General features: G+C 52.1%; 16 protein-coding genes. 2 read left to right on the plus strand and 14 right to left on the minus strand.

Going from position 1 to position 20034, the window contains the following annotated elements; genetic code table 11:
• Positions 1 to 18: 18 nt before the first annotated feature.
• The 8 genes from ABD852_RS09745 to ABD852_RS09780 form a co-directional block, all read right to left on the minus strand.
• Positions 19 to 3201, minus strand: coding sequence for a SusC/RagA family TonB-linked outer membrane protein (locus tag ABD852_RS09745; protein ID WP_345028246.1), 3183 nt, complete (start codon positions 3199 to 3201; stop codon positions 19 to 21).
• 221 nt (positions 3202 to 3422) lie between these two features.
• Positions 3423 to 4064 (minus strand): GntR family transcriptional regulator, encoded by a 642-nt coding sequence (locus ABD852_RS09750; RefSeq protein ID WP_345028250.1) that lies wholly within the window; start codon positions 4062 to 4064, stop codon positions 3423 to 3425.
• Positions 4065 to 4218: 154 nt separating this feature from the next.
• Complete coding sequence (locus ABD852_RS09755; protein WP_345028253.1) at positions 4219 to 5364, minus strand: cellulase family glycosylhydrolase; 1146 nt, start codon at positions 5362 to 5364, stop codon at positions 4219 to 4221.
• A 114-nt stretch (positions 5365 to 5478) separates the two neighbouring features.
• Positions 5479 to 6594, minus strand: coding sequence for a Gfo/Idh/MocA family protein (locus ABD852_RS09760; RefSeq protein WP_345028256.1), 1116 nt, complete (start codon positions 6592 to 6594; stop codon positions 5479 to 5481).
• Between the two features lie 61 nt (positions 6595 to 6655).
• On the minus strand, positions 6656 to 7396 hold the full coding sequence (locus ABD852_RS09765; protein ID WP_345028257.1) for a ThuA domain-containing protein: 741 nt from the start codon (positions 7394 to 7396) through the stop codon (positions 6656 to 6658).
• 44 nt (positions 7397 to 7440) lie between these two features.
• Positions 7441 to 10965 (minus strand): PVC-type heme-binding CxxCH protein, encoded by a 3525-nt coding sequence (locus tag ABD852_RS09770; protein WP_345028258.1) that lies wholly within the window; start codon positions 10963 to 10965, stop codon positions 7441 to 7443.
• Positions 10966 to 10986: 21 nt separating this feature from the next.
• Positions 10987 to 11253, minus strand: coding sequence for a hypothetical protein (locus tag ABD852_RS09775; RefSeq protein ID WP_345028261.1), 267 nt, complete (start codon positions 11251 to 11253; stop codon positions 10987 to 10989).
• 144 nt (positions 11254 to 11397) lie between these two features.
• Positions 11398 to 12021, minus strand: coding sequence for an RNA polymerase sigma factor (locus ABD852_RS09780; protein WP_345028262.1), 624 nt, complete (start codon positions 12019 to 12021; stop codon positions 11398 to 11400).
• Positions 12022 to 12251: 230 nt separating this feature from the next.
• Between ABD852_RS09780 and ABD852_RS09785 the strand changes: the two genes are divergently transcribed.
• Positions 12252 to 14138: a hypothetical protein gene (locus tag ABD852_RS09785; RefSeq protein WP_345028263.1), complete on the plus strand. Its 1887-nt coding sequence runs from the start codon at positions 12252 to 12254 to the stop codon at positions 14136 to 14138.
• 51 nt (positions 14139 to 14189) lie between these two features.
• On the opposite strand, the gene ABD852_RS09790 is transcribed toward ABD852_RS09785, so the two are convergent.
• The 5 genes from ABD852_RS09790 to ABD852_RS09810 form a co-directional block, all read right to left on the minus strand.
• Positions 14190 to 15407 (minus strand): MFS transporter, encoded by a 1218-nt coding sequence (locus ABD852_RS09790; RefSeq protein ID WP_345028264.1) that lies wholly within the window; start codon positions 15405 to 15407, stop codon positions 14190 to 14192.
• A gap of 33 nt (positions 15408 to 15440) precedes the next feature.
• A complete protein-coding gene (locus tag ABD852_RS09795; protein WP_345028265.1) occupies positions 15441 to 16097 on the minus strand; it encodes a FadR/GntR family transcriptional regulator in 657 nt (218 codons plus the stop codon).
• Between the two features lie 87 nt (positions 16098 to 16184).
• Positions 16185 to 17045: a phosphoenolpyruvate hydrolase family protein gene (locus tag ABD852_RS09800; RefSeq protein ID WP_345028266.1), complete on the minus strand. Its 861-nt coding sequence runs from the start codon at positions 17043 to 17045 to the stop codon at positions 16185 to 16187.
• A 91-nt stretch (positions 17046 to 17136) separates the two neighbouring features.
• Positions 17137 to 17943 carry an HAD family hydrolase gene (locus tag ABD852_RS09805; RefSeq protein WP_345028268.1) on the minus strand — a complete coding sequence of 269 codons (807 nt, stop codon included), beginning with the start codon at positions 17941 to 17943 and terminating at the stop codon, positions 17137 to 17139.
• Positions 17944 to 17948: 5 nt separating this feature from the next.
• The gene (locus tag ABD852_RS09810; protein WP_345028269.1) at positions 17949 to 18731 is read right to left on the minus strand and encodes a M48 family metalloprotease; all 783 of its coding nucleotides are present in this window, start codon (positions 18729 to 18731) and stop codon (positions 17949 to 17951) included.
• Positions 18732 to 18948: 217 nt separating this feature from the next.
• Here ABD852_RS09810 and ABD852_RS09815 point away from each other — a divergent pair, with 217 nt between their 5' ends.
• Positions 18949 to 19254: a rhodanese-like domain-containing protein gene (locus ABD852_RS09815; RefSeq protein WP_345028270.1), complete on the plus strand. Its 306-nt coding sequence runs from the start codon at positions 18949 to 18951 to the stop codon at positions 19252 to 19254.
• 3 nt (positions 19255 to 19257) lie between these two features.
• Here the strand turns inward: ABD852_RS09815 and dapF are convergent, their stop codons facing one another.
• Positions 19258 to 20034 (minus strand): diaminopimelate epimerase, encoded by a 777-nt coding sequence (gene dapF / locus ABD852_RS09820; RefSeq protein WP_345028271.1) that lies wholly within the window; start codon positions 20032 to 20034, stop codon positions 19258 to 19260.

Below are 20034 nucleotides of genomic sequence, written 5' to 3' on the forward strand. Positions count from 1 at the left end.
TTGAATAGTCTTTAAGGATTAAAAGGAAATGTTTACACCAAGCAAATACACCGGCTCATTGTTAGGGTAGTTGGCCCAATCGATACCGAAGCTGGAGCTGCTTCCTTCAATTTCAGGATCAAGCCCTGAATATTTGGTGAGCGTGAAGAGGTTCATTGCCTGGAGATAAAATCTAGCCTTTTTCATCTTGATTTTTTCGAGCAGGGAATTGTTGTTCACGGTATAGCCCAGGGTAAGTGATCTCAGTTTCAGGAACGAAGCGTCTTCCACGAAATAGGAATTGAATACGCCGGCGGTGCTGAAGCTGTTCTGGTTTTCAATTTTAGGAACATCCGAGTTCGGGTTCTCCGGTGACCAGGCATTTCTCAGGACGTTGCTTTTGGCGCCTACATAAGTGCCGAAAAAGTGGGTTTGAACTTTAATGGCGTTCACAGCCTGAGCGCCCTGCGACCCGTAGAAGATTGCGGAAAGGTCAAACTGACGATACTGGCCGGTAAGGTTTACGCCGTAGGTGAAGTCGGGGTTCGGGCTTCCGAGGTAGGTACGGTCGGCAGAAGTGATTTTATGGTCGCCGTCTACGTCCTGGTAGCGGAATCTTCCCGGCGCGGCTCCATCCTGGGTAGCGGCTTCCGTCACTTCCTGGTCGCTCTTGAACGTGCCCAGTACTTTGTAGCCGTAGAATGAACTCACTTCCTGGCCAATTTCATTCCGGACAATAGCACCGAGCTGCTGGTGCGAAGCGGCGGCAAAGTAGCCGGGTGAGGGTACGCTGACCACCTTGTTTTTATAGGTGGTGATGTTGGCGCCGATTGAATAACTGAAGGCATTCCGGTCACCGCCATGATAAGTGGCCGAAAGATCAAGCCCGGAGTTGCGTATGTTCCCGATATTGATAGTGGCGGGGGTGATTCCACCTGCGATTCCCGGCAGGGTTTGTCCGAAGAGAAGGCCGTTGACCGATTTTTTGTAGTACTCAACCGACAGATCCAGGCGGTAGTTCAAAAGGCTTGCATCAAAGCCGACGTTGGAAACGAGGTTACGCTCCCAGCCGGTCCTGGGGTTCCCTGCCCTGGTCTGTATAAATCCCTGCACCAGGCTGTTGCTGGTTCCGCGGATGTCGTAATAGGCATTGGCAAGCGTACCTCCGTACAGGTCAAACTGGTTGTCGGCATCTACGTTGTTCTGGGAGCCGAGGACCCCGTGGCTCGCCCTGATTTTCAGGTCGTTGATCCAGCTTACACTTTTAAGGAAATCTTCCTCGGAAAGACGCCAGCCGGCGGAAACCGACGGGAATACACCGAACCTGTTTTCAGGACCGAACCGGGAAGATCCGTCTCTCCGTATGGTACCGCTCAACAGGTACTTGTTGTTGAAGGCGTAATCCACACGACCGAACATCGACCAAAGTGCGTCTTCGCTCGCGGAGCTCCCGTTGGCGATATTGGTGGTCCCGGTGGACAACGTCAGGTAGTCGGGGTCTGTTGAAAAGTACTTCTGCCTGGAGCCGGAAAGTGACCGTCCGAGGTTTTCAATGGCTTCGGTTCCCAGCAGGACAGTGAAGTTGCTTTTGCCGATTTCCTTGGTATAGTTCAATGTGTTGGTCCATACGAGCCTCCTTGAAAAAGAAGCGCTTTCGCTGTAGGAGTTGGGGTTCAGGAAGCCTTCGGCGCGTTCATAGGGCGTAAAGGCAAACGAGTAGCCGTATGCGCTGGTCATGGCGCCCCCCACGCTGGTTCTGAACGTAAAATCTTTCAGGAAGTTAACATCCAAGTAAACATTTCCGACGGCATTCCAGGTATTGCTCAGGCTCTGGCCCAGGCGCTCCTGGTTGGCAATCGGGTTAGAGTTTGTACCGACGTTGATCCCCATCCTGGTACCGCCATAGTTGCCCATGATGTCGTGAACCGGGATGATCGGCATCATCCGCGCCAGTTCACCGATGTTCCCGAACTGGTTATCAGTCGTGAATCCGGGGCTGACCCGGTAGTACAGGTTCAGGTTCTGCCCGATGGTGATATGTTTCCCTACTTTAAAAGAAGTGTTGACGCGGCCTGAATAACGTTTTACATAAGTTTCAGGCGCGGTGCCCTGCTGGTTGAGATAGCCGAGCGAAATATAATAGGTAGCTTTTTCGGTAGCTCCTCTGACGGAAAGGTTATGGTCGGTCCGGAAGGCCGGTTTGAAGAATTCATGAAACCAGTCGGTGCCGGATTTGTTGACTTTCTGGATCAGGTAGTTGTTGGCGGGGTTGGTCGGGTCGAGACGATAGCGCGAAGGATCTACCAGAGGGTTTCCCTCCATTGCAATCCCACCGCCCTGGGGGCCGGCATACAGGTAGTCGGGTATTCCGTTTGCGAAGAGCGGGTTGTTAGGGTTGGCGATCAGCGACAGCCTCGCAAATTCTTTGGTATCCAGTATGGTATTGAACGGGTTGCCTCTGAGCGGTGTTTGCACGCCGGCGTAAGCATTGTATTCTACGGTCGGCGTACCCAGCTTTCCTTTTTTTGTGGTAACCACAATAACACCGTTTGAGCCCCGCACCCCGTAAATAGAGGCCGCACCGGCATCTTTCAGGATCTGAATAGACTCAATGTCGTTTGCATTCAGATTGTTCAGGCTGCTTTCCACACCGTCGATCAGGATAAGCGGGGCCGAGTTCCCGAACGAGGAGATCCCCCGGATAAATACATTCCCCTCTCTCCCCGGGACCCCGGATGCGATTACGTTTACCCCGGCCGCCTGGCCTTGCAGCGCCTGCGTGGTTGACCCGACCGGTATTTTGCCTACCGCACTCATGTCGACGACAGAAACCGAACCGATAATGTCCTGTTTCCGCTGGGTTGAATACCCGGTTACGACCACCTCGCTGAGTGCCTGTGTATCGGTTTCCAGTCTTATGGTGAGTTGGGTCTGGTTGCCTACCGTTATTTCCTGTGTAACGTAGCCGATAAAGGAAAAGGCAAGCGTAGCCCCTGCCGGTGCAGTCAGCGAGAAATTTCCGTTTACGTCAGTGGTTGTTCCCTGTTGGGATCCTTTGACCATCACATTAACACCGGGCAGCGGATTTTCATTGCCGGCGTCGTAGACAATCCCCGTGAGCTTTTGCGGGGCCTGGGCGGCTAATCCTGAATGAAGCATCGTCAGGGCTGCCGTTAGAAGGAAAATAGCCGCTGTAAATCTGCGGAGTAAAGGGTTTCGCATACTGAGGATATGTTAAGGTTGTTTGAAATGTTTACAATATTATTACTAAAAATGTAAACAAAAAATAGGGTATTTCGTATTCTTGGAAAAATATAACATGGGTAGTCTTATCCGAAGGCGGAAGATATATGCCTCGGCTAAAAATCCAGAAATGAGATATTTTCCGGAACTATCTGTGGGATTTCAGGAAGAAATATGCGGGGAACTTCCGGGAGAAGAAGTCAGGAGATAAGGTCGAGGGTAGTGACCTCACCTCTTACAAGATGTTTGATCAGGGTTCGCTCCGCTTGCTGCAGGCTTCTGGTCCGGAGTGCCTTTACAATCTCCCGGTGCTCGGCATCGGTGAGTTCGTAGTCGTCCATATGGGTTTGGGTCAGGCCCAGTTTCTGGTGAAACAGCGGTATATTGCTCGTAAAGTAGGCGGCAGTGAGTTTTTTATTGCCGGAATAGGTGATCAGCGTTTCATGAAATTTGACGTCTGCCTCACAGGCGCCGCTGAAATAGCCCCTTTCGTACATGGCAGTAAAGTCGTCACAGATACGTTCGAGCTCTGCAAGCTGCTCTTCGCTGATAATTCCGATCAGGATTCTGATCGCGCCTGTTTCAAGAATTTCGCGAAGCTCCCTGATATCGCGAATATCCTCAATCGTAAGGGATTTTATAAAGAAGCCGCCTTTTTCGCCTTTTGTTAACAGCTGTTCGCCCTGAAGCCGCATGAGGGCCTCGCGTAAGGCCATGCGGTTGACGTCCAGTTTTTTAGACCATTCGTCTTCTTTGAGTCTGCTGCCGGCAAGTAACTGGTTGGAAAGAATTTTGCGCCTGAGTTCTGCATAGGCGCGGTCTGCCAGGGAGTCTTCCTTCATTATTTTGTTTACAAAATTAATCCTGCCCGGTAGTCAGGCTGATGATTTCCGCAAAATTAAGAAAAACGACGGTATATTGGAACCGAAGAGACAATGGGGCGGCATTTGCCGGCGGCCCGCCGGGCAAATGCCGCCCCATTACGTGATAGATTCCCTATTTTTCTGAAATGATTTTTTTAATAAACACCACTTCCGATTCCTTATACGGCGTACCGTCTCTACGGAAGATGTCGTGGAACCAGGTTTCAGGTTCCCCGGTATAGGTTTTCTTCCAGCTGTCCCAGGGATAAATGGTTTGGGACTTGCCGTCGACCAATCCCCAGTTGATGGCTGCAACCCGATGCGCTTTCGCTATCGGAAGAATTCCTTCAAACGTGCTGTTGTTTCCGCGCGCCATGTATTCGGTGCATATCAGCGGCCGGCCCAGGGGCTGGAGCCATTTTACCCGTTTCTCAAATTCTTCCGGACTGTCGTAGGAGTGAAATGAAATCACGTCAGATTCATCCAGCATGAGCCGGTTTATCGGGGTGAGCTTGCTTTCCTCCGACCAGTCGTCGCGCCACACGCCTGCCGTAAGCGGTTGTACGGGATTGACGGAACGGGCTGTATGAAAGGTAGTCTCCAGCAAGGGCAGAACCACCGTAGCCTTGTCCGGGATTTCTACGTCTCCGTAAGCGCTTTTGTTGGGGTTTTCGGGTTCGTTCCATACATCCCACGCCAGTATGCGCGTGTCGTTCGCAAAATGCCCTACGGTTCCGCGCACATAATTTTGGAGGCGCGGATGCCGGGTACTGTCCAGCAACGCTTCTTTTCCGGGGCTCTGTACCCATCCGGCATTGTGGACATGCGGTTTGGGTACCCGCTGTTCCCCCGGCTTTGGAAACGGGTCCCATACCGAGTCAAAAAGAACCAGCACGGGCTTGATTTTATGCCGAGAGGCAATTTCAAGAAAGGTATCCACGCGCTGGTAAAAACCGGAAGAATCCTGTTCATACAGGAGGTCATGCAGGTAAACACGAACGGTATTCATGCCTAAACCCGCAGCCCAGCCCAGTTCACGGTTGATCGTGGCGGTATCGAAACTTGAAGCCTGCCACATTTCGAGCTGATTGCTGGCAGTGCTCGGTAGAAAGTTACAACCTACCAGCCAGGGTTGGGACTGGTACCAGTCATTGGCCTGTTGGACAGTCCAGCGGTCGCGCCCGCTATCCACGGGCGGCTGTTCTTTCTTTTTTTCTCCGGTACAAGCCCCGGCGGCGAAGGCCATTGCGGCCAAAAGAATGAAATAAGTTGATTTCATAGGTTTGAGGTTTGAGGGGTGAGCTGTGAGGTTGGAGTCTTGAGGTTTGAGCCGTGAGGTGGTGCTGACACCATCCCTCAACCCTCACCCCTCATACCTCACACCTCACCACCATTAACTAAAATCCGGGATGCTGATTCGTTCGCCGCCTTTCATGGCTGACTCGTGCGCGCAAATTCCGGCGCAGGTGTAATTGGCCGCGAGGGCTGCGTCTACTGCGGAGTCGCGACCTTCTACGATTGCCGCGACAAATTCCTGGACCAGGTGCGGATGCGAACCGCCGTGGCCTGCTCCCTGGAGGAAGGATACGTGATTGGGGTCGTCGATTTTTTCGCGTTTTGTGAAATGCTTGATCGGTTCGATCAACAGGGCGTCCGTATCGGGTACGTCGATCCGGACGGCGTTTTCGCCGCCGTCGAAAACGACATGCTGTTCATCCTGGAGCTGTTCCCACTCAAACGACATTTTGGTGCCATAAACATCGTAGCTTTCCCGGTACTGGCGTACAACGTCGAAAAGCGAACGCGTAGCTTCTGCTACCACATCGGAGCCTTTCAGGGTAAATGTTGCAGTTTCAACGGCAAACGGCGAACCGTAGCGGCTGGCCAGATCGTCGCTGAGGCGTCCCGATCCATGGCATACTACCGTTTCTGCAGTGGTGTTATTGATCCGCAGCAAGGGAGAAATGGCGTGCGTGCCGTTGAGCATGGGCGGGTACCCTTTCCAGTATTCGGCCCAGCCCTCCATGCTCATGTCCTGGATATGGGAGCCGCGGACAAACTGGATTTTTCCCAGCCCGCCCGATTCTGAAAGCTGCAGCCCGTACAGGAACTCCCTCGTATACAATGCCGTCTCCATCATCATGTAAACTTTGCCGGAGCGGCGTTTGGCCTCGACAATAGCTTTGCAGTCTTCTACCGTCATGGCCATAGGGATCGTGCAGGCGGTGTGCTTGTTGGCATTCAGCGAGGCCAGGGTCATCCGGGCATGCTCCGGAACCGGTGTTACAATATGGATGGCATCGACATCCTCACGCCCGGGAATATCTTCAAAATGCTCGAAGACAAGATTGGGGTCAAGGTTGTACCGGGCCGATAGTTCGTCGCGCCTGGCTTTGCTGCGCGTGCATATCCCGACGGCTTTGATGTTGGGATGACTCTGGTAAATGGGAATAAACTCTTTCCCGAAACCCATTCCGACGATGACAACGGTAATTTGCTTTTGGCTCATCAAGATTTTTTTATAGGTGATTGGCTGATTTTACTAGAAAAGTGCTTGAGTTGCGGGCGGACTAACGGGCTGCCCATCGTACAGTATTCCGGAGCAGTGTCCGGTAGATGTCCAGCTCGTGAGAGGCCGCGTCATGCCCCAGCGCAATAGCGGCAATCCGGCCTTTGGGATGTGCAACTGTAAAAATGCTTGGAAAGGTTTCCGTTTTGCCGGGCTTTTGTGCCGAAGCCAGTACGTCGACTTTGGCTCCGCCGGGATCAATTTTGTGGAAATAAAGTTCGTCTTCCAGGCTGAATTCGCCGGGAATTCCCTTCATGATCGGATGTTTTTTCCCGGGCGTCGGGATCACCCGGAACGAGCCGTATTTTTCATGTCCCGCCGAACCGCCCCCAACAATCTCCCGGTTGTATTCGGGCCAGTCTTTCCAATTGTACCAGATTGCGGCATGGAGTAAAACAACGCCTTTACCGCGATCCAGGAAATCAAAAATAGCCTTTCGGGTTGCTTCATCCGGAATGGGCTGGTTGTTGCTGAGGACCAGCACATCAGTTTCGGCGAGATGGCCGAGAATTTCTGCAGGCTGATCGGTGTAGGTAACCCGTGCGAAACCGTTTTCCTCCAGGGTTTTGACATCCGCCCCCTTGTACCATTTGTTAAAATCATGAGAAGCCCCACCGCCTACCAGCAGGACCCGAAGCGGCTTCCTTTTTTGCGGAAGCGCTGAACCCGCTACCGATGTAAACAGGATGGCCAGGGTAAGAAGGCCGAGACAGAAGCATTTTTGGCAAACAGACCGAAACATAGAAATGCGTTTTGTTTTAAAATAAAAAAGTCACCGGACCGGCTTCAGCGAACTACACGGAGTATACCGTTCATGCCACGCCAATGTCCCGGGAAGGTACAGACGTACGGATAATCGCCCGTTTGCGCAGGCGCTGTAAACTCCAGTGAAACCACTGCACCAGGCTCAATGAGCTTTGTTGAATACAGAATGTCAGGCGTGGCAGGCACATATTGTTTTTCGAAGGCTTTCGGGTCTCTGAGCAATTCATCAGCGGCTTTGCCCACGCGGTTCAACGAGCCTGGCCGGATGACCAGGAGGTTGTGCTGCATGGCATCCTGGTTGTCGAACGTAATGGATACCTTGCTCCCCGCTTTTACGGTCAGTAATTTCTGATCGTAGGCCATCATGTCGGGAACTGCCTTCAGAACCAGGTAGGTCACATCCCGATCCCTGTGCATATGCGCGGCGGCAGGCTTGCTTTCCGTTTCGGGGTCAGTTACTTCGAGTGCTCCGTTCTGAAAATTTCCGGCCAGTTCAAAACTCCCGGTATAATCGCCTATGGGCGCCTCATCCGCCTGGAAGTCACCGCCCGACCTGAATCCGTAACCAGGGTTCTGGTGAAAAAGGCCGGCTGCTTCGGCGGTCCCCGCTTCTTCGCCGTTAATGTGTATGGTCATTTTCCCGCTTTTATGAAGCGCCACCCTGACGGAGAATTTTTCGGGCAGGCTCGTTTTCGACACCGCATTTACATGCCTGCCATGCTGGTTTACGGTAAAATTGACTTTCCCGTCTTTTACAAAAACCGCATAACCGTTTTCGCGGTTTCCCTGGCCGACAATAAAGCCCGCCAGAGGTTTGTCGGCCGGTTTACTGAGATCGGCGGAAAAGCTGAATGCCTTCCCGGCAATTTTCGGAGCATCCTGGTAAAGGACGGAGCGCGGAACGGGGTAGACCGACTTTTTCAGCGACTGGCTCACCGCATGCACGAAGGCGCCCGGTTCAGGTTCATCCCGCAAAGCTTTTTCAAAGCCCGTCGAATGCTGGTCTATTGCGGCAAACAACGCTCTAGAAAGCCATTTATCCGAGCTGTTCTGAAGATTTTGCGCAGCTTCAAAGAGTGCTTTTCCAATTTTCTCGGAGGCCGGGTAAGCGGCCAGTTCTACGAAAACGGCGAGCCTTGTATTCAGGTCAGCATCCTGTAGCATGCCCGCTGAATACAGGGCGCGAAACGAGGAGTCGTTTTTCGGGAGTACCTGGACGGCTGCTTTCCGGACGCCGGCGGCAGGGTGGAGGAGCGCCGATTTGGCCGCTGCGAGTGCTTTTTGATCCTCTATCAGGCCCAATCCGTGCAAAGTCCAGAGCGCGTGTACCGCAGGGCTGTTGAGCCCGACTTCGTCTACCAGCTGCTTTTCTATGAGCCGGCACAGCCCGTCGAGCGCCTGGCGGTTTTGTGATTCGACAAGCAGGCGCTGCGCAGTCATCCGCCAGAACATGTTGTCGTTTTCCAGTGCAGCCAGAAGGCCCGGCAAATCGGTTTTTGAAAGTTTCAGGGGGGGATGCTTTTTTGCATGCTTGTAAACAATCCTGTAAATCCGGCCGTGGTTGGTATCGCGGAGCGGGCTGCTGAACGCGTTTCCTTGTCCGTGCGGCTGGTCGTTAAATGGTAAAATGAATTCGGAGGGCGATTGGCGGGGGACAAAAACATTGTGTTGAATAATAAAATTGTACCAGTCGGCAACCCAGACCGCACCGTCGGGGCCTACGTCGGTGTAAACCGGTCCGAACCATTCGTCGGAGCTTGCCGTCAGGTTCCAGCCGTCGGCTTCTTTGAAGCCTGCTCCGTCTCTCTCTATCAGCGCATTGTGGACCAGTCGGATGGTAGGTTCATTGACAAAGGCAACGCGGTTCCAATAAGATTTGGGAAAATTCCGGGCCGTGTAAAACCGGTGCCCTGCCGCGGAGGTGAAGCCGCCGGTTACGTCAACCTGCCGGGAGTTCGGGGTCAGGTGGTGGGCTTCGTAATGCCCGTCAATTTTCTGAATGGCCTGCACTGGTTTCTGGTCGCCGGCCAGGCTTTTGTGGAACAGGCGCATGGGCATCGAATAATAGGCGCTGTGGGTATTGTTCGCCGTGGAAATAAACACGTTATTGTCTTCCGTCAGGCCGAGGCCCCAGGTATTATTGCTGGAGCTTCCCAGGTATTCAAAGTCGGTTCCGTCGGGTTTAAACCGGTACAAGCCTTGCGGAAACCGGTGCTTACTGCCGTTAATTGTGCCATTGAATCCCGAGTACCCGACGACGCCCCACACTTTGTTGTCAAAGCCGTACAGCAGGTTGGAAGGTCCGGCATGGGTATCAAACTTTCCCCAGCCGCTTATAACGGTTTCGCGAAGATCGGCACGGTCATCGCCGTTGGTATCTTTCAGGAAAATGAAATTCGGCGCCATGGAAACCAGAGCGCCCCCATTGATCAGGACAATGCTGGTGGGGATATTCAGGCTGTCGGCGAACACGGTAAATTTGTCCGCTTTGCCGTCACCGTCGGTATCTTCGCAGATTTTGATCCGGTCATTGGCCGCGCCGTCGGTTTCGACAAAGGTGTTCGGGTAGTCCACGGATTCAACCACCCACAGTCGCCCCCGTTCGTCCCAGGTCATGGCGATCGGGTTAATAATATCAGGCTCGGCAGCAAACAATACCAGGTCAAAATCCGGGTGGACCTGCATAATTTTCTGCGCTTCAGCGGGAGAAAGCGGTTCCTGTATTTTAGGGACAACATGTCGCTGGGCATACTTGGAAATGGTGTCGGCGTTGTAGATGTCCACATCCCGGATATTCAGGGCGCGGATGCCGGCCTGTACCTCGTCGCCGAGCGCCCACAGCACCCCGTTCCTGACCAGGTTGAGAAACCCGATATGGGTCCAGGTTTTGTCTTCGTGACCGTAGGCGGTATAGAAAACGCGGGCTTTACCCTCCGTCCTGACCCAGGTGTAGGGTTCTTTGCGGTCGCCTTCCACGCGGTAGCCCAGGATTTCAATATCCGGGTTGATACGTTTGTGAACATAGGTTTCGTCCCAGGTTTCAAATTCTGTAATCCCGGCCATAACCGGGTGTCTGGCATTGGCGATCACGTTTTTGAAAGTACCGGTCTTGTGGGAGTCGAACGCGCCGCCGATGGTGCTGATGTACCAGTCTGAGTTACGGAAACAACCCGAAGCTGAGTGCAGCGGAATAAGGGCTTTGCCGGCTGATACAAACTGTTTCAGTGCTGCTTCCTGGGCCGGCGGCAAATATTCGTGGTTGGCATAGATGATCAGGCCGTCGAATTTGGCGAGGTTTTCGGGATTAAGGTCTTCGAGTTGAGTGGTATAGGTGGTGTTGACCCCGCTTCTGAAGAGTTTTATGGATAGCCAGGGAGCAAATTTATCTGCGTCATGGTGTTTGCTGTGGTGCCCCAGGAAGAGCACTTCTGCACGACGGGGTTGAACGGTAGCCGTTTTTTTTGGGGATTGCTGGCGGCTGCCGGCACAGCCGAAGATGAACAGGATGCTGAGACAGCAGGCTAAGAGGTTGGGTCGAATGGTCATATCGGGTGGAATGGCGGGAGGTTAGTTGTCTGAATTTTCGCTTCTGATGGTATTTTTTACTTCTTCCCACATTTTTTTGCGCTGCTTCATAGTCGGCAGGTCCCGGCCGGTGTCTTCAGCAATGAGGTTGATGTACTGTCGGGCTAGCTCAACGGTAGCCTTTTGCCGGGGATAGGATTCCAGATATCGCTGCCAGAAGGCATTGCTTTCCGGATTCGGTTTTCTCACCCAGGTAATGAAATCATCGTCCCGTATGAGATCAAGAAGCGGGTAAGGGGGTTGAGACATCCTGTTTCAGTTTAGGCTGGTACTTATACAGAGCGGCGCAAACAGGAAATGACTCCTTTTTATGAAGAAAAAAATTGAAAAACTTATGATTTCCCGGCCGGACGGTGTTTGGAAGGGCCGGAGGAAGCGGTTAAAAAAGGCGTTTTACGGGTATAGTGTCAGCAGGGTCGCCATTCCAAAAAGTGCTTCGGGCGATAATTCAAGCCAGTTTTTATGGCTTTTTAGCGTGCACAGTCCTTTGTAAAGGAAATTGCGTACCGATTTTTCGTTTACCTCCATGATCCGGGCAATCTCGGCAATTTCAAAGCCCTCCAGGTACTTCAGCGTAATGGCCTCCAGTTGACGGTCCGGTAATTTGTCCAGTACTTCCCTGAGCCTTGCGTTCCGGATGTGAAGGGATTCGTCCCGGATTACCAGGCTTTCGGGGCTTTTTTCCGAAATCGAAAGGGTATTCGCGTCGATCGGTACGGAAGGCAGGAAAGGGTTTCTTTTTGCAGCCAGGCAGACCTTTCGCCGTAAAGACCGGTAGAGGTAAAACCTGACGGAGCTGATTTCGTTGGTCAGGGAACCCCGCAACCGCCAGATGTCAATAAAAAGATCCTGGATAGCGTCCTCGACCGTGCCCGGCGAGCCAGGCAAGAGTTTCAGCCCATAATTATACAGCGCGCGATGATGGGCCTCAAAAAGTTCGGCAAAGGCATTTTCATCGCCTTTTTTCAAGAGCGACCACAGGGCTTTGTCAATATGTTGGTGATCGGCGTCTTTCATCGCATTTGGAACGTTGCAAATAAAAGATAATTTTTTGTGGAAATAATAAAATTAATATCTCGCGGATGAATTTTTAATGCAAATTGCCGGGGTAATCCGTTCATCGGCCTCTGTCGTGGAAGAGATCCCGGCAAAGGCCATTGCCCATTGCAATCGGGTTTATTATCCCGCCGGTTGCTTGGCCATCCGTCCGGAAAATAGTTAAAACCTTCCTTCTTAATAATATGAAAATGAACCGCTTTAGCTCTTCGCGAATTGCGCTTTCTGTAGTGCTCTGCGTCTTTTTTCTGGCCTGTAAAGACACGAAAAAACAAGATCCGGACCAGGAGTTTAACGGTACGGAAATAGTAACACACAACAAAGACGTGTCGCAGTCCGAACTGGTTCAGCTTGTCGCCAGCGGTGAGCATTTCGGTAACGCTGTAATTGAAGCGGATCTTGGAGGTATAAAATTGAAGCTTTTTGCCAGCGGAGATACCCTCTCATTTGTAGTTCCGGATGTTTCCCCAGGTGTTCACGCGTTGTCTTTCAGGGCGGGTGAAAAAGCCTACCGCGCAAAGTATAGTATACGGACAACCGTTGTCTCCGATATCAACGTCCCGATAGCGGCGTTCAAAAAGGGCATAACAGCGCATATAGAATTTCTCGAACAGCACCTCCGGATTTCAACGGTTCCATCCAATAATGTTGTTAATGCACAGGAAATCGCCGCGCTGAAAGTATTGCTTGAAAAATTTCAAATGGATGTGGCCGCCGCGACAGAAGCAGAAAGGAAGGCCCTGGCAAGGTTTCTGCAAGCGAATTCCAGCGCGATGGCATTCGGGGAAAATTTTCGAAAGGGCAGGGAAGGGGAGTTGTTGAACGGCTTTCTGGCGGCGGCCGAGGCTATCGTAAGCAAGGAGGGCGCCAAGGCGGTTTTTTTAGGTGCGTTGGGCAGAATATTGATGACAGGCGGTGCGCTGGGTGTTCTGGTGGGGGCGGCGGTATTGGTTTATGCCGCAGTCATCCTGAAAGTTGCCTGGAGTAAAATTATGGACCTGTCGCAGGTAAATGCCGCAAGAACGGGGGCGGTAGGACAGATTTTCGCGAATAGGGTGGCCGCAAGAGAAGTTTACCGTGAAAAGCCCTACCGGATAGTGGTTGGCAGTACTTACAGAACCATTGGAAAGGAGGACGCGGGCGACCCCCGGCTGGTCAGACTTTTCGATCTGAACGATAAAATTGTGGCGATAGCCAAGGTGCTTAAGCAGTTAAAGGTATTTTCCGGAGATGTGTTTAACCTAAGGGAAGTTACAGGCAGAGAAAAAACAATAACCGTTCCGGCACAAAGCATAACGGCTGTAATCAGCGACAATAGCGCTGTGATGTTTAAGCGCAGTGAGGTAGCTGCAGACACATTGGTACTCACTTTTGAGAGCAGCTCGGACAAGGATGAATCATTTACGTTGAAATATTCATTTAAAGATGAAGAAAATGAATCTGTTTCCGTGACCGAATTGTTTGTTCTTAAGGCAAAGGCGGTGGATTCGCTGGAGATAACGCCTGCAAAAGTCGGGAACTACAGGTTACTGGGTAAAGACTCGGAAAAAATTTCGTTCAGGTTGGTTGGTGAACCTTCCGGCGCCGAATGGAGTGTTCCTTATTTCACGAGGCAGAACGGACATATCGAGCGCTATGGCAGTATCAGCGACGATGGGGTTTACACCGTCAACGAGCTTTCACAGGTGATTGGTGAAGTCAGGGTAATGGCAAAAGCCGGTAGTCGGACCGGTATTGCCAGAATTGATATCACCGCTTGCGTACTTGAGATCATGGTTTCTTCCTTTGCCCCGATCTGGAATCAGAACATTGATTACGAAAGCGTTGTTAAAGGCAACGGTATCGGGAAGCTAATAGAGCTGAAATGGGGTGACCGGACGTTTTATACTTTAAAATACGAGTATGCCCCTCAGTTTGGCGAGAACTCACTTCTGCTTAGCAACCCGTTCAATGTCCCGATCGGTGTAGATTTTTACAAAATGCCTTCAAATTCTTCAGGAGTTCCCGCACGTACCGAGATCACAGGCAAAGCCACCGAAAAAATAACTTATGAGCTGCATCCGCTGCGATATCCCTAGCGGGGGTGAGCAATAAGGGCGAACCCGCAACTCATACCTCACCCCTCACTCCTACTCCTGCCTGATCTTCGGCAGAAAAATCGCCAGGATGCCCAGCAGCGGCATAAAAGAGCAGGTTTTGAACAGGAATTCAAGTGTTGTGGCGTCCGCCAGCATGCCCAGCAGTGCAGATCCTATTCCGGCTACTCCGAAGGCAAAGCCGAAGAACAGCCCGGCTATGGTGCCTTCTTTGCCCGGTTTTAGTTCCTGTGCGTACACCAGGATAGCAGAAAACGCTGACGACAGGATTAAGCCCACCATCACCGCCAGGATGTTGGTCCAAAACAGGTTGGCGTAGGGGAGGAGCAGGGCGAAAGGCGCAGCGCCAAGAATCGAAAACCAGATCACATACCTGCGCCCGATCCGGTCGCCGATCGGTCCGCCCGCATAGGTGCCTATAGCAACCGCCGCCATGCAGATAAACAGGTAATATTGCGACTCCTGGATACCAATTCCGAATTTGTCGATCAGGAAAAAAGTATAATAGCTTCCTATGCAAACCATGTAGATATACTTGGAAAATACGAGCACCATTAACACCGCCAGCGCAAAGTTGATCCTCTTCTCAGAGATTCCCTCGAGAACCGCCTGCCCGGCTTTTTTGCTCAGGCGCAAGTGCCGGTTTCTAAAGGCCCACCGACCCAGATAGAAAAGGATCAGCCCGCCCAGCAGCGCCAATACCGAAAACCAGCTGATAGCGCCCAAACCGTAGCTGGCCACGATTAAAGCCGCCAGTAAGGGGCCAATTGCGCTCCCCGCATTTCCGCCTACCTGGAAAAGCGACTGAGCCATGCCGCGTTTTCCTCCGGAGGCCATAAAGGCCATACGAGAAGCTTCGGGGTGGAAAATGGCAGATCCGAAACCAGTTATGGCTACGCTGACCAGGACGAGTATAAAGGAATTGGCAACAGATAGAACCAGCAGCCCGACGAGTGTAAAAAGCATCCCCAGTGTAAGCGAGTAGGGTGCCGGGTGCTTGTCGGTATAGTTTCCGACCACAGGCTGAAATACGGAGGCCGTCATCTGGAATACAAAGGTAATCAGCCCGATCTGCATGTAGGTGAGGTGAAAATTTTCCTTCAGGATCGGGTAGATTGCAGGGACGATGGCCTGCAACGTGTCGTTCAGTAAATGGGAAAAGCTTATGGCGAATAAAACGGGATACACCGTTTTCGAAGCTGTTTGGGCCGGACTGGCCGAAAGTGTTGTGGTGTTTTGTTCAGTTGACATATAAAGAGAGATATTAAGCGCGGTTTTCCAGGTTCAGGAGCGAACGATAAGGTTGAGCAGTTCGGTGGCTTTTTCAGCGTTTCGCAAAACAATATTTTCCAGCAGTTCTTCGTGGAGGCGCTGGGTCTTTTCGAAGCTTTCTACATTCTTAAACCGGTCCTGGAAAGATTTTTTTAAACGGATGGCCAGTGCCTGGTAGAGATCGGCGAGCACAGGGTTGCCCGAGGCTGCGGCCAGACGTGAATGGAATTCAAGATCAATTTCAATACAGGCCGCGGTTTCTCCTTTCTGTGCATGAACCTGGCGCAGTCTGAGACACTCCCGCATGTGCCTGATGTCCGCGTCCGTCCGATGAACAGCAGCTTTTTCAACAATGCGATATTCGAGCAGGCTTCTCACTTCTTCCAGGTCTTCTTCTTCGCCGCGTTTAAGCCGCTGACCAAGCGGCTCGCCCGAAACGTTATTGGATTCTACAAAGGTTCCAAGTCCTTGCTGAACTTTCACCCAGCCGGAGTTGGCGAGCACGCGCATGGCTTCACGCACTGTGGACCGGCTTACCTCAAAAAGGGACATCAGTTCCGGCTCCGTAGGGAGCCTGTCTCCCGGACCGTAAGTACCCTTCTGGATTTTCTCCCGCAGCCGGTCCGCCAGTTCATCCGAAAGGCTTCTTTTTTTTAATGATGTCATCATATCATCTGATGTTTGCGCAAACTTAGACTTTTCCCGGTTAGCTTGCAAAGAAAAAACGCACGGTGGCCGTTTATTTTCTTTGCGGGATCACTTCAATGTGATTTCCTTGAAAGTTTTGGTAAGGTCCGTAAGCGACTGTTCAACTCCCATTCGCTCAAGTGACGAAGCCCCCACAAACCCGTGTGCGTCCGTCCTGGACAGAATTTCGACAACGTCTTCCGGCGTGTTTACCGGGCCGCCATGCGTGAGAAAAAATACATCCGGGTTGGCCTCTCGGACCGCCTCAATAATGCGCTGGGTTTTCTCTGCGGCGATTTCCATGGTTACCGTTGCGTTTACCACGCCGATTGAGCCGCCCACTGTGGTTCCGACGTGCGCGATGATGGCATCGGCGCCGGCATCCGCCATCTGGATGGCTTCTTCCGGGGTGGCCACGTAGACGATAGAGAAGAGGTCCATTTTGGAAGCGAGCGCTACCATTTCGACCTCCTTGTGGAACCCCATGCCGGTTTCCTCCAATACCTGCCTGAAATGGCCGTCGACAATACTGTGGGTCGGGAAATTGTTGATTCCTGAAAAACCCATCTCTTTTACCTTCAGCAGGTGGTGCCACATTCTGCGGCGGGGGTCCGATCCGTGAACACCGCAGATGACCGGTATTTCTTCCACCACCGGAAGCACTTCAAACTCGCCGATCTCCATTGCCACGGCGTTGGCGTCGCCATAGGCCATCAAACCGGCGGTGGAGCCGTGACCGGACATTCTGAAGCGGCCGGAGTTATAAATGATCAGTAGGTCCGCACCGCCTTTTTCTATAAATTTTGCGCTGATACCGGTTCCGGCACCCGCGGCGATAATCGCCTTTTTACTGTCGATTGTAGACTGAAGCCGGTCGCGGACTTCTTTTCTGGTATAGGGATTTCCCTTGCCGGTCCAGGGGTTTGGCATGGTAGTTCGGGGTTAGAAGTGATTTCCTTTTCTATACAAGAACAGCCCGGAGCGGATATGACTTCCCGGCGGGCGCAATTTTTTCCGGGAACTAGATGGCCATGATGCCAATCAGTCGTTCCAGCACCTCAAGCACACCATCTTCGTTGTTGTTCTTTGCGATGAAGCGCGCCACACCTTTGACTTCAGGGTGGCCGTTGGCCATGGCGTAACTGAAATAAGCTTCATTCATCATTTCGAGATCGTTCAGGTAATCGCCGAATACCATGGTCTGCTCTTTCGTGGCGCCGTACATATTTTGCAGCATGGAAACGGCATTGCCTTTATGAGCCAGCTTGTCTGAAATGTCGAGCCAGGTGTCGGCAGAGACTTTTACCTGGTAATGGTCAAATAAATGAGCAAAGCTGGGATACGAGTTTTGTTCGGAACCGGTAAGGTCGCATACCGTAAATTTCAGAATATCGTCGTCAACCGACCTGATATCAGGAACGATTTCGAACGATTCGAAGTAGGTGGAAAGATGGTTAATAAAAACCGGGTCATTGTTTTCTATATAGGCGGCTTTTTTTCCGCACAGCACGAGATTCGCGCTGGGCACGTTTCTGCCAATGCCTACCAGCTGTTGAATTTGCTCGCTGGAAAGGGTTTGGGAATGAATTTCCCTGCCCTGGTACACTACGTAGCTGCCGTTTTCGGCTGCAAAAATAACCCGGTCCTCAATTGGTCCGAATAATTTCCGGAGATTCTGGTATTGGCGGCCGCTGGCTACGACAAAAGTGATGCCGGCGGCGTAAAGTTGTTCGAAGACATCAAAAAACTTTGGATTGAGCTGATGCGAAGCGTTCAGCAATGTGCCGTCTACATCAGATACGATAAGCTTGATATTAGATTTGTCCATTCAATTTACTTACGGCTGTACTTTTCAATTGCCGCTTTAATTTTTTCCATTCGGTTTGCGGGACTGGGATGTGTGCTCGCGTACTCAGGAGGGGCGTTCCCCCCGGAGGCTTCTTCGAGCACGTGCATTACCTGGAGAAGTGCCTCCGGCTTATACCCGGCCTGAATGAGGTATTTTACGCCGAAGTCGTCAGATTCCAATTCGTCTTCACGCCCGTATTTCAGGTTGATCATATTGGCCACGTACTGCGCAATATAGGCAGAATTGCTCGGAGATCCCGGGTCGCTCATGGCAATGGTCGCCGCCCCTGCCAGGCCTGACATCAGTTCCTGGGTAGCCATTTGCTCGGCAGAATGCCGTCCGACCACGTGGCCGATCTCATGCCCAAGCACGCCGGCTACCTCGTCTTCCGTTTTCAATCTCTGGAGAAGCGCGGCGGTGATAAAAATCTGGCCGCCCGGCAAGGCAAAAGCATTAACGGTCCGGCTATCGGCCAGCACGTGAAAATCATACTGGTAGGGTGAGCGGGCAGCATCGGAGTTTTTGACAATTTTTTGGCCAATGGCCTTGACTGCCTGTTGGACTTTGGGGTCCTGGTAAAGCCCGCCAAATTCTGCCGCCATTTGGGGAGCGCTCTGCAGCCCCATCGCCACCTCTTGTTCGGGGGTGAGGCTTACCCGCTGTTTCTCGCCGGTTACCGGGTTTTCCTGGGTTTTGGTCCAATAGCCGATCAAGCTGATGAGTGCGATAACAATCGCTATCAGAAAGCGTCCAGATCTGTTTCTCATAATTTTGCCGGTGACTGAGATGTCAAAATATTTATCAAAAATGGGTATTTATTTCTTCCTTTGCAATGAAGGGGAAATCGGAAATCGGAGATCGGAAATCAGAATTCGGAAATCGGAGATCAAAATTCAGAAATCGGATGGGAGCGAGCCTGCGGGGCGCGGCCGATTTCCGACCTCCGATTTCCCTCCCTTCCCTTCAGACGAAAGCATTCAACACATGTCACGTAATAGTTACCAGGATATAACGCTACAGGAGTTCCGGGCGATGCGTTCCGAAGCGGGGGCCGTTGCAGTCGATGTCCGTGAGCCTTGGGAATTTGAGGAGTTTAATGAAGGCGGGGTTAATATCCCGTTATCTGAAATACGGCAAAGGCGGTCGTTGCTTGAGCCTTTTGAGACGATACTGGTGATTTGTTCCAACGGAACCCGGAGCCGGGTTGCGGCCATGGACTACTGCCGGGTACCGGAATGGCACTCCAAAAGGATATTCCATTTAAAAGGTGGAATTCTGGAAGCGGAATAGCGGTCAGACAGCGCCGCTGAATACGAATTCTGCCGGACCGGTAAGGTAAATGTCCCGAAAATTACCCGGTTCTGTCCCCCGTATAAATTCAACTGAAAGCATTCCCCCGGGCACCCGGACCGCAACCGGACCTTCCCAGCCGAAGCATTCTGCCGCTACCAGCGCGCAAGCGGTTACGCCGGTGCCGCAGGCCAGGGTTTCATCTTCGACGCCCCTTTCATAGGTCCTGACTTTCAGGTAATCCTTTTCAATTACCTGGGCAAAATTAACATTGGTGCCGCCCTCGGGGCCGTAGACAGGGCCATAGCGCACCGCTTTACCAATACCCACGACATCGGTTTCATCCACGGAAGTTACGAAGGCAACATAATGCGGAGAGCCGGTGTTTGTAAAATAATGATCTTCCAGTGTTTCGATACCATTTACGTCGCTCATCCCCAGTCGCACCACCTGGTCATTCAATTCGGCCGTGTGCTCACCGTCTACTGCTATAAATCGTGTGAAGTCCCCGACCATACCGAGGTCCCGGGCAAACCGGACCGCGCAGCGCCCGCCATTTCCGCACATACTGCCTTCCGCGCCGTCTGCATTGAAATAAACCATCCTGAAATCATAGCCGGGGTCGTTCCGGAGAAGGATCAGGCCGTCAGCGCCGATGCCGAACCGCCGGTCACAAAGCGACGCAATCTGTTCCTGTTTGGCCGTAAAAGTAAGGTTACGGTCATCAATCATGATAAAATCATTGCCTGCGCCCTGGTATTTGAAGAATTCGGTAGTCAT

It is taken from the genome of Ravibacter arvi, assembly GCF_039540405.1.
Taxonomy (GTDB): domain Bacteria; phylum Bacteroidota; class Bacteroidia; order Cytophagales; family Spirosomataceae; genus Ravibacter; species Ravibacter arvi.

Bases quoted from the DNA above. Each gene is read 5' to 3' on its own strand.
- ABD852_RS09745 (WP_345028246.1), bottom strand. From the start codon at position 3,201: ATGCGAAACCCTTTACTCCGCAGATTTACAGCGGCTATTTTCCTTCTA.
- ABD852_RS09750 (WP_345028250.1), bottom strand. From the start codon at position 4,064: ATGAAGGAAGACTCCCTGGCAGACCGCGCCTATGCAGAACTCAGGCGC.
- ABD852_RS09755 (WP_345028253.1), bottom strand. From the start codon at position 5,364: ATGAAATCAACTTATTTCATTCTTTTGGCCGCAATGGCCTTCGCCGCC.
- ABD852_RS09760 (WP_345028256.1), bottom strand. From the start codon at position 6,594: ATGAGCCAAAAGCAAATTACCGTTGTCATCGTCGGAATGGGTTTCGGG.
- ABD852_RS09765 (WP_345028257.1), bottom strand. From the start codon at position 7,396: ATGTTTCGGTCTGTTTGCCAAAAATGCTTCTGTCTCGGCCTTCTTACC.
- ABD852_RS09770 (WP_345028258.1), bottom strand. From the start codon at position 10,965: ATGACCATTCGACCCAACCTCTTAGCCTGCTGTCTCAGCATCCTGTTC.
- ABD852_RS09775 (WP_345028261.1), bottom strand. From the start codon at position 11,253: ATGTCTCAACCCCCTTACCCGCTTCTTGATCTCATACGGGACGATGAT.
- ABD852_RS09780 (WP_345028262.1), bottom strand. From the start codon at position 12,021: ATGAAAGACGCCGATCACCAACATATTGACAAAGCCCTGTGGTCGCTC.
- ABD852_RS09785 (WP_345028263.1), top strand. From the start codon at position 12,252: ATGAACCGCTTTAGCTCTTCGCGAATTGCGCTTTCTGTAGTGCTCTGC.
- ABD852_RS09790 (WP_345028264.1), bottom strand. From the start codon at position 15,407: ATGTCAACTGAACAAAACACCACAACACTTTCGGCCAGTCCGGCCCAA.
- ABD852_RS09795 (WP_345028265.1), bottom strand. From the start codon at position 16,097: ATGATGACATCATTAAAAAAAAGAAGCCTTTCGGATGAACTGGCGGAC.
- ABD852_RS09800 (WP_345028266.1), bottom strand. From the start codon at position 17,045: ATGCCAAACCCCTGGACCGGCAAGGGAAATCCCTATACCAGAAAAGAA.
- ABD852_RS09805 (WP_345028268.1), bottom strand. From the start codon at position 17,943: ATGGACAAATCTAATATCAAGCTTATCGTATCTGATGTAGACGGCACA.
- ABD852_RS09810 (WP_345028269.1), bottom strand. From the start codon at position 18,731: ATGAGAAACAGATCTGGACGCTTTCTGATAGCGATTGTTATCGCACTC.
- ABD852_RS09815 (WP_345028270.1), top strand. From the start codon at position 18,949: ATGTCACGTAATAGTTACCAGGATATAACGCTACAGGAGTTCCGGGCG.
- dapF (WP_345028271.1), bottom strand. From the start codon at position 20,034: ATGACTACCGAATTCTTCAAATACCAGGGCGCAGGCAATGATTTTATC.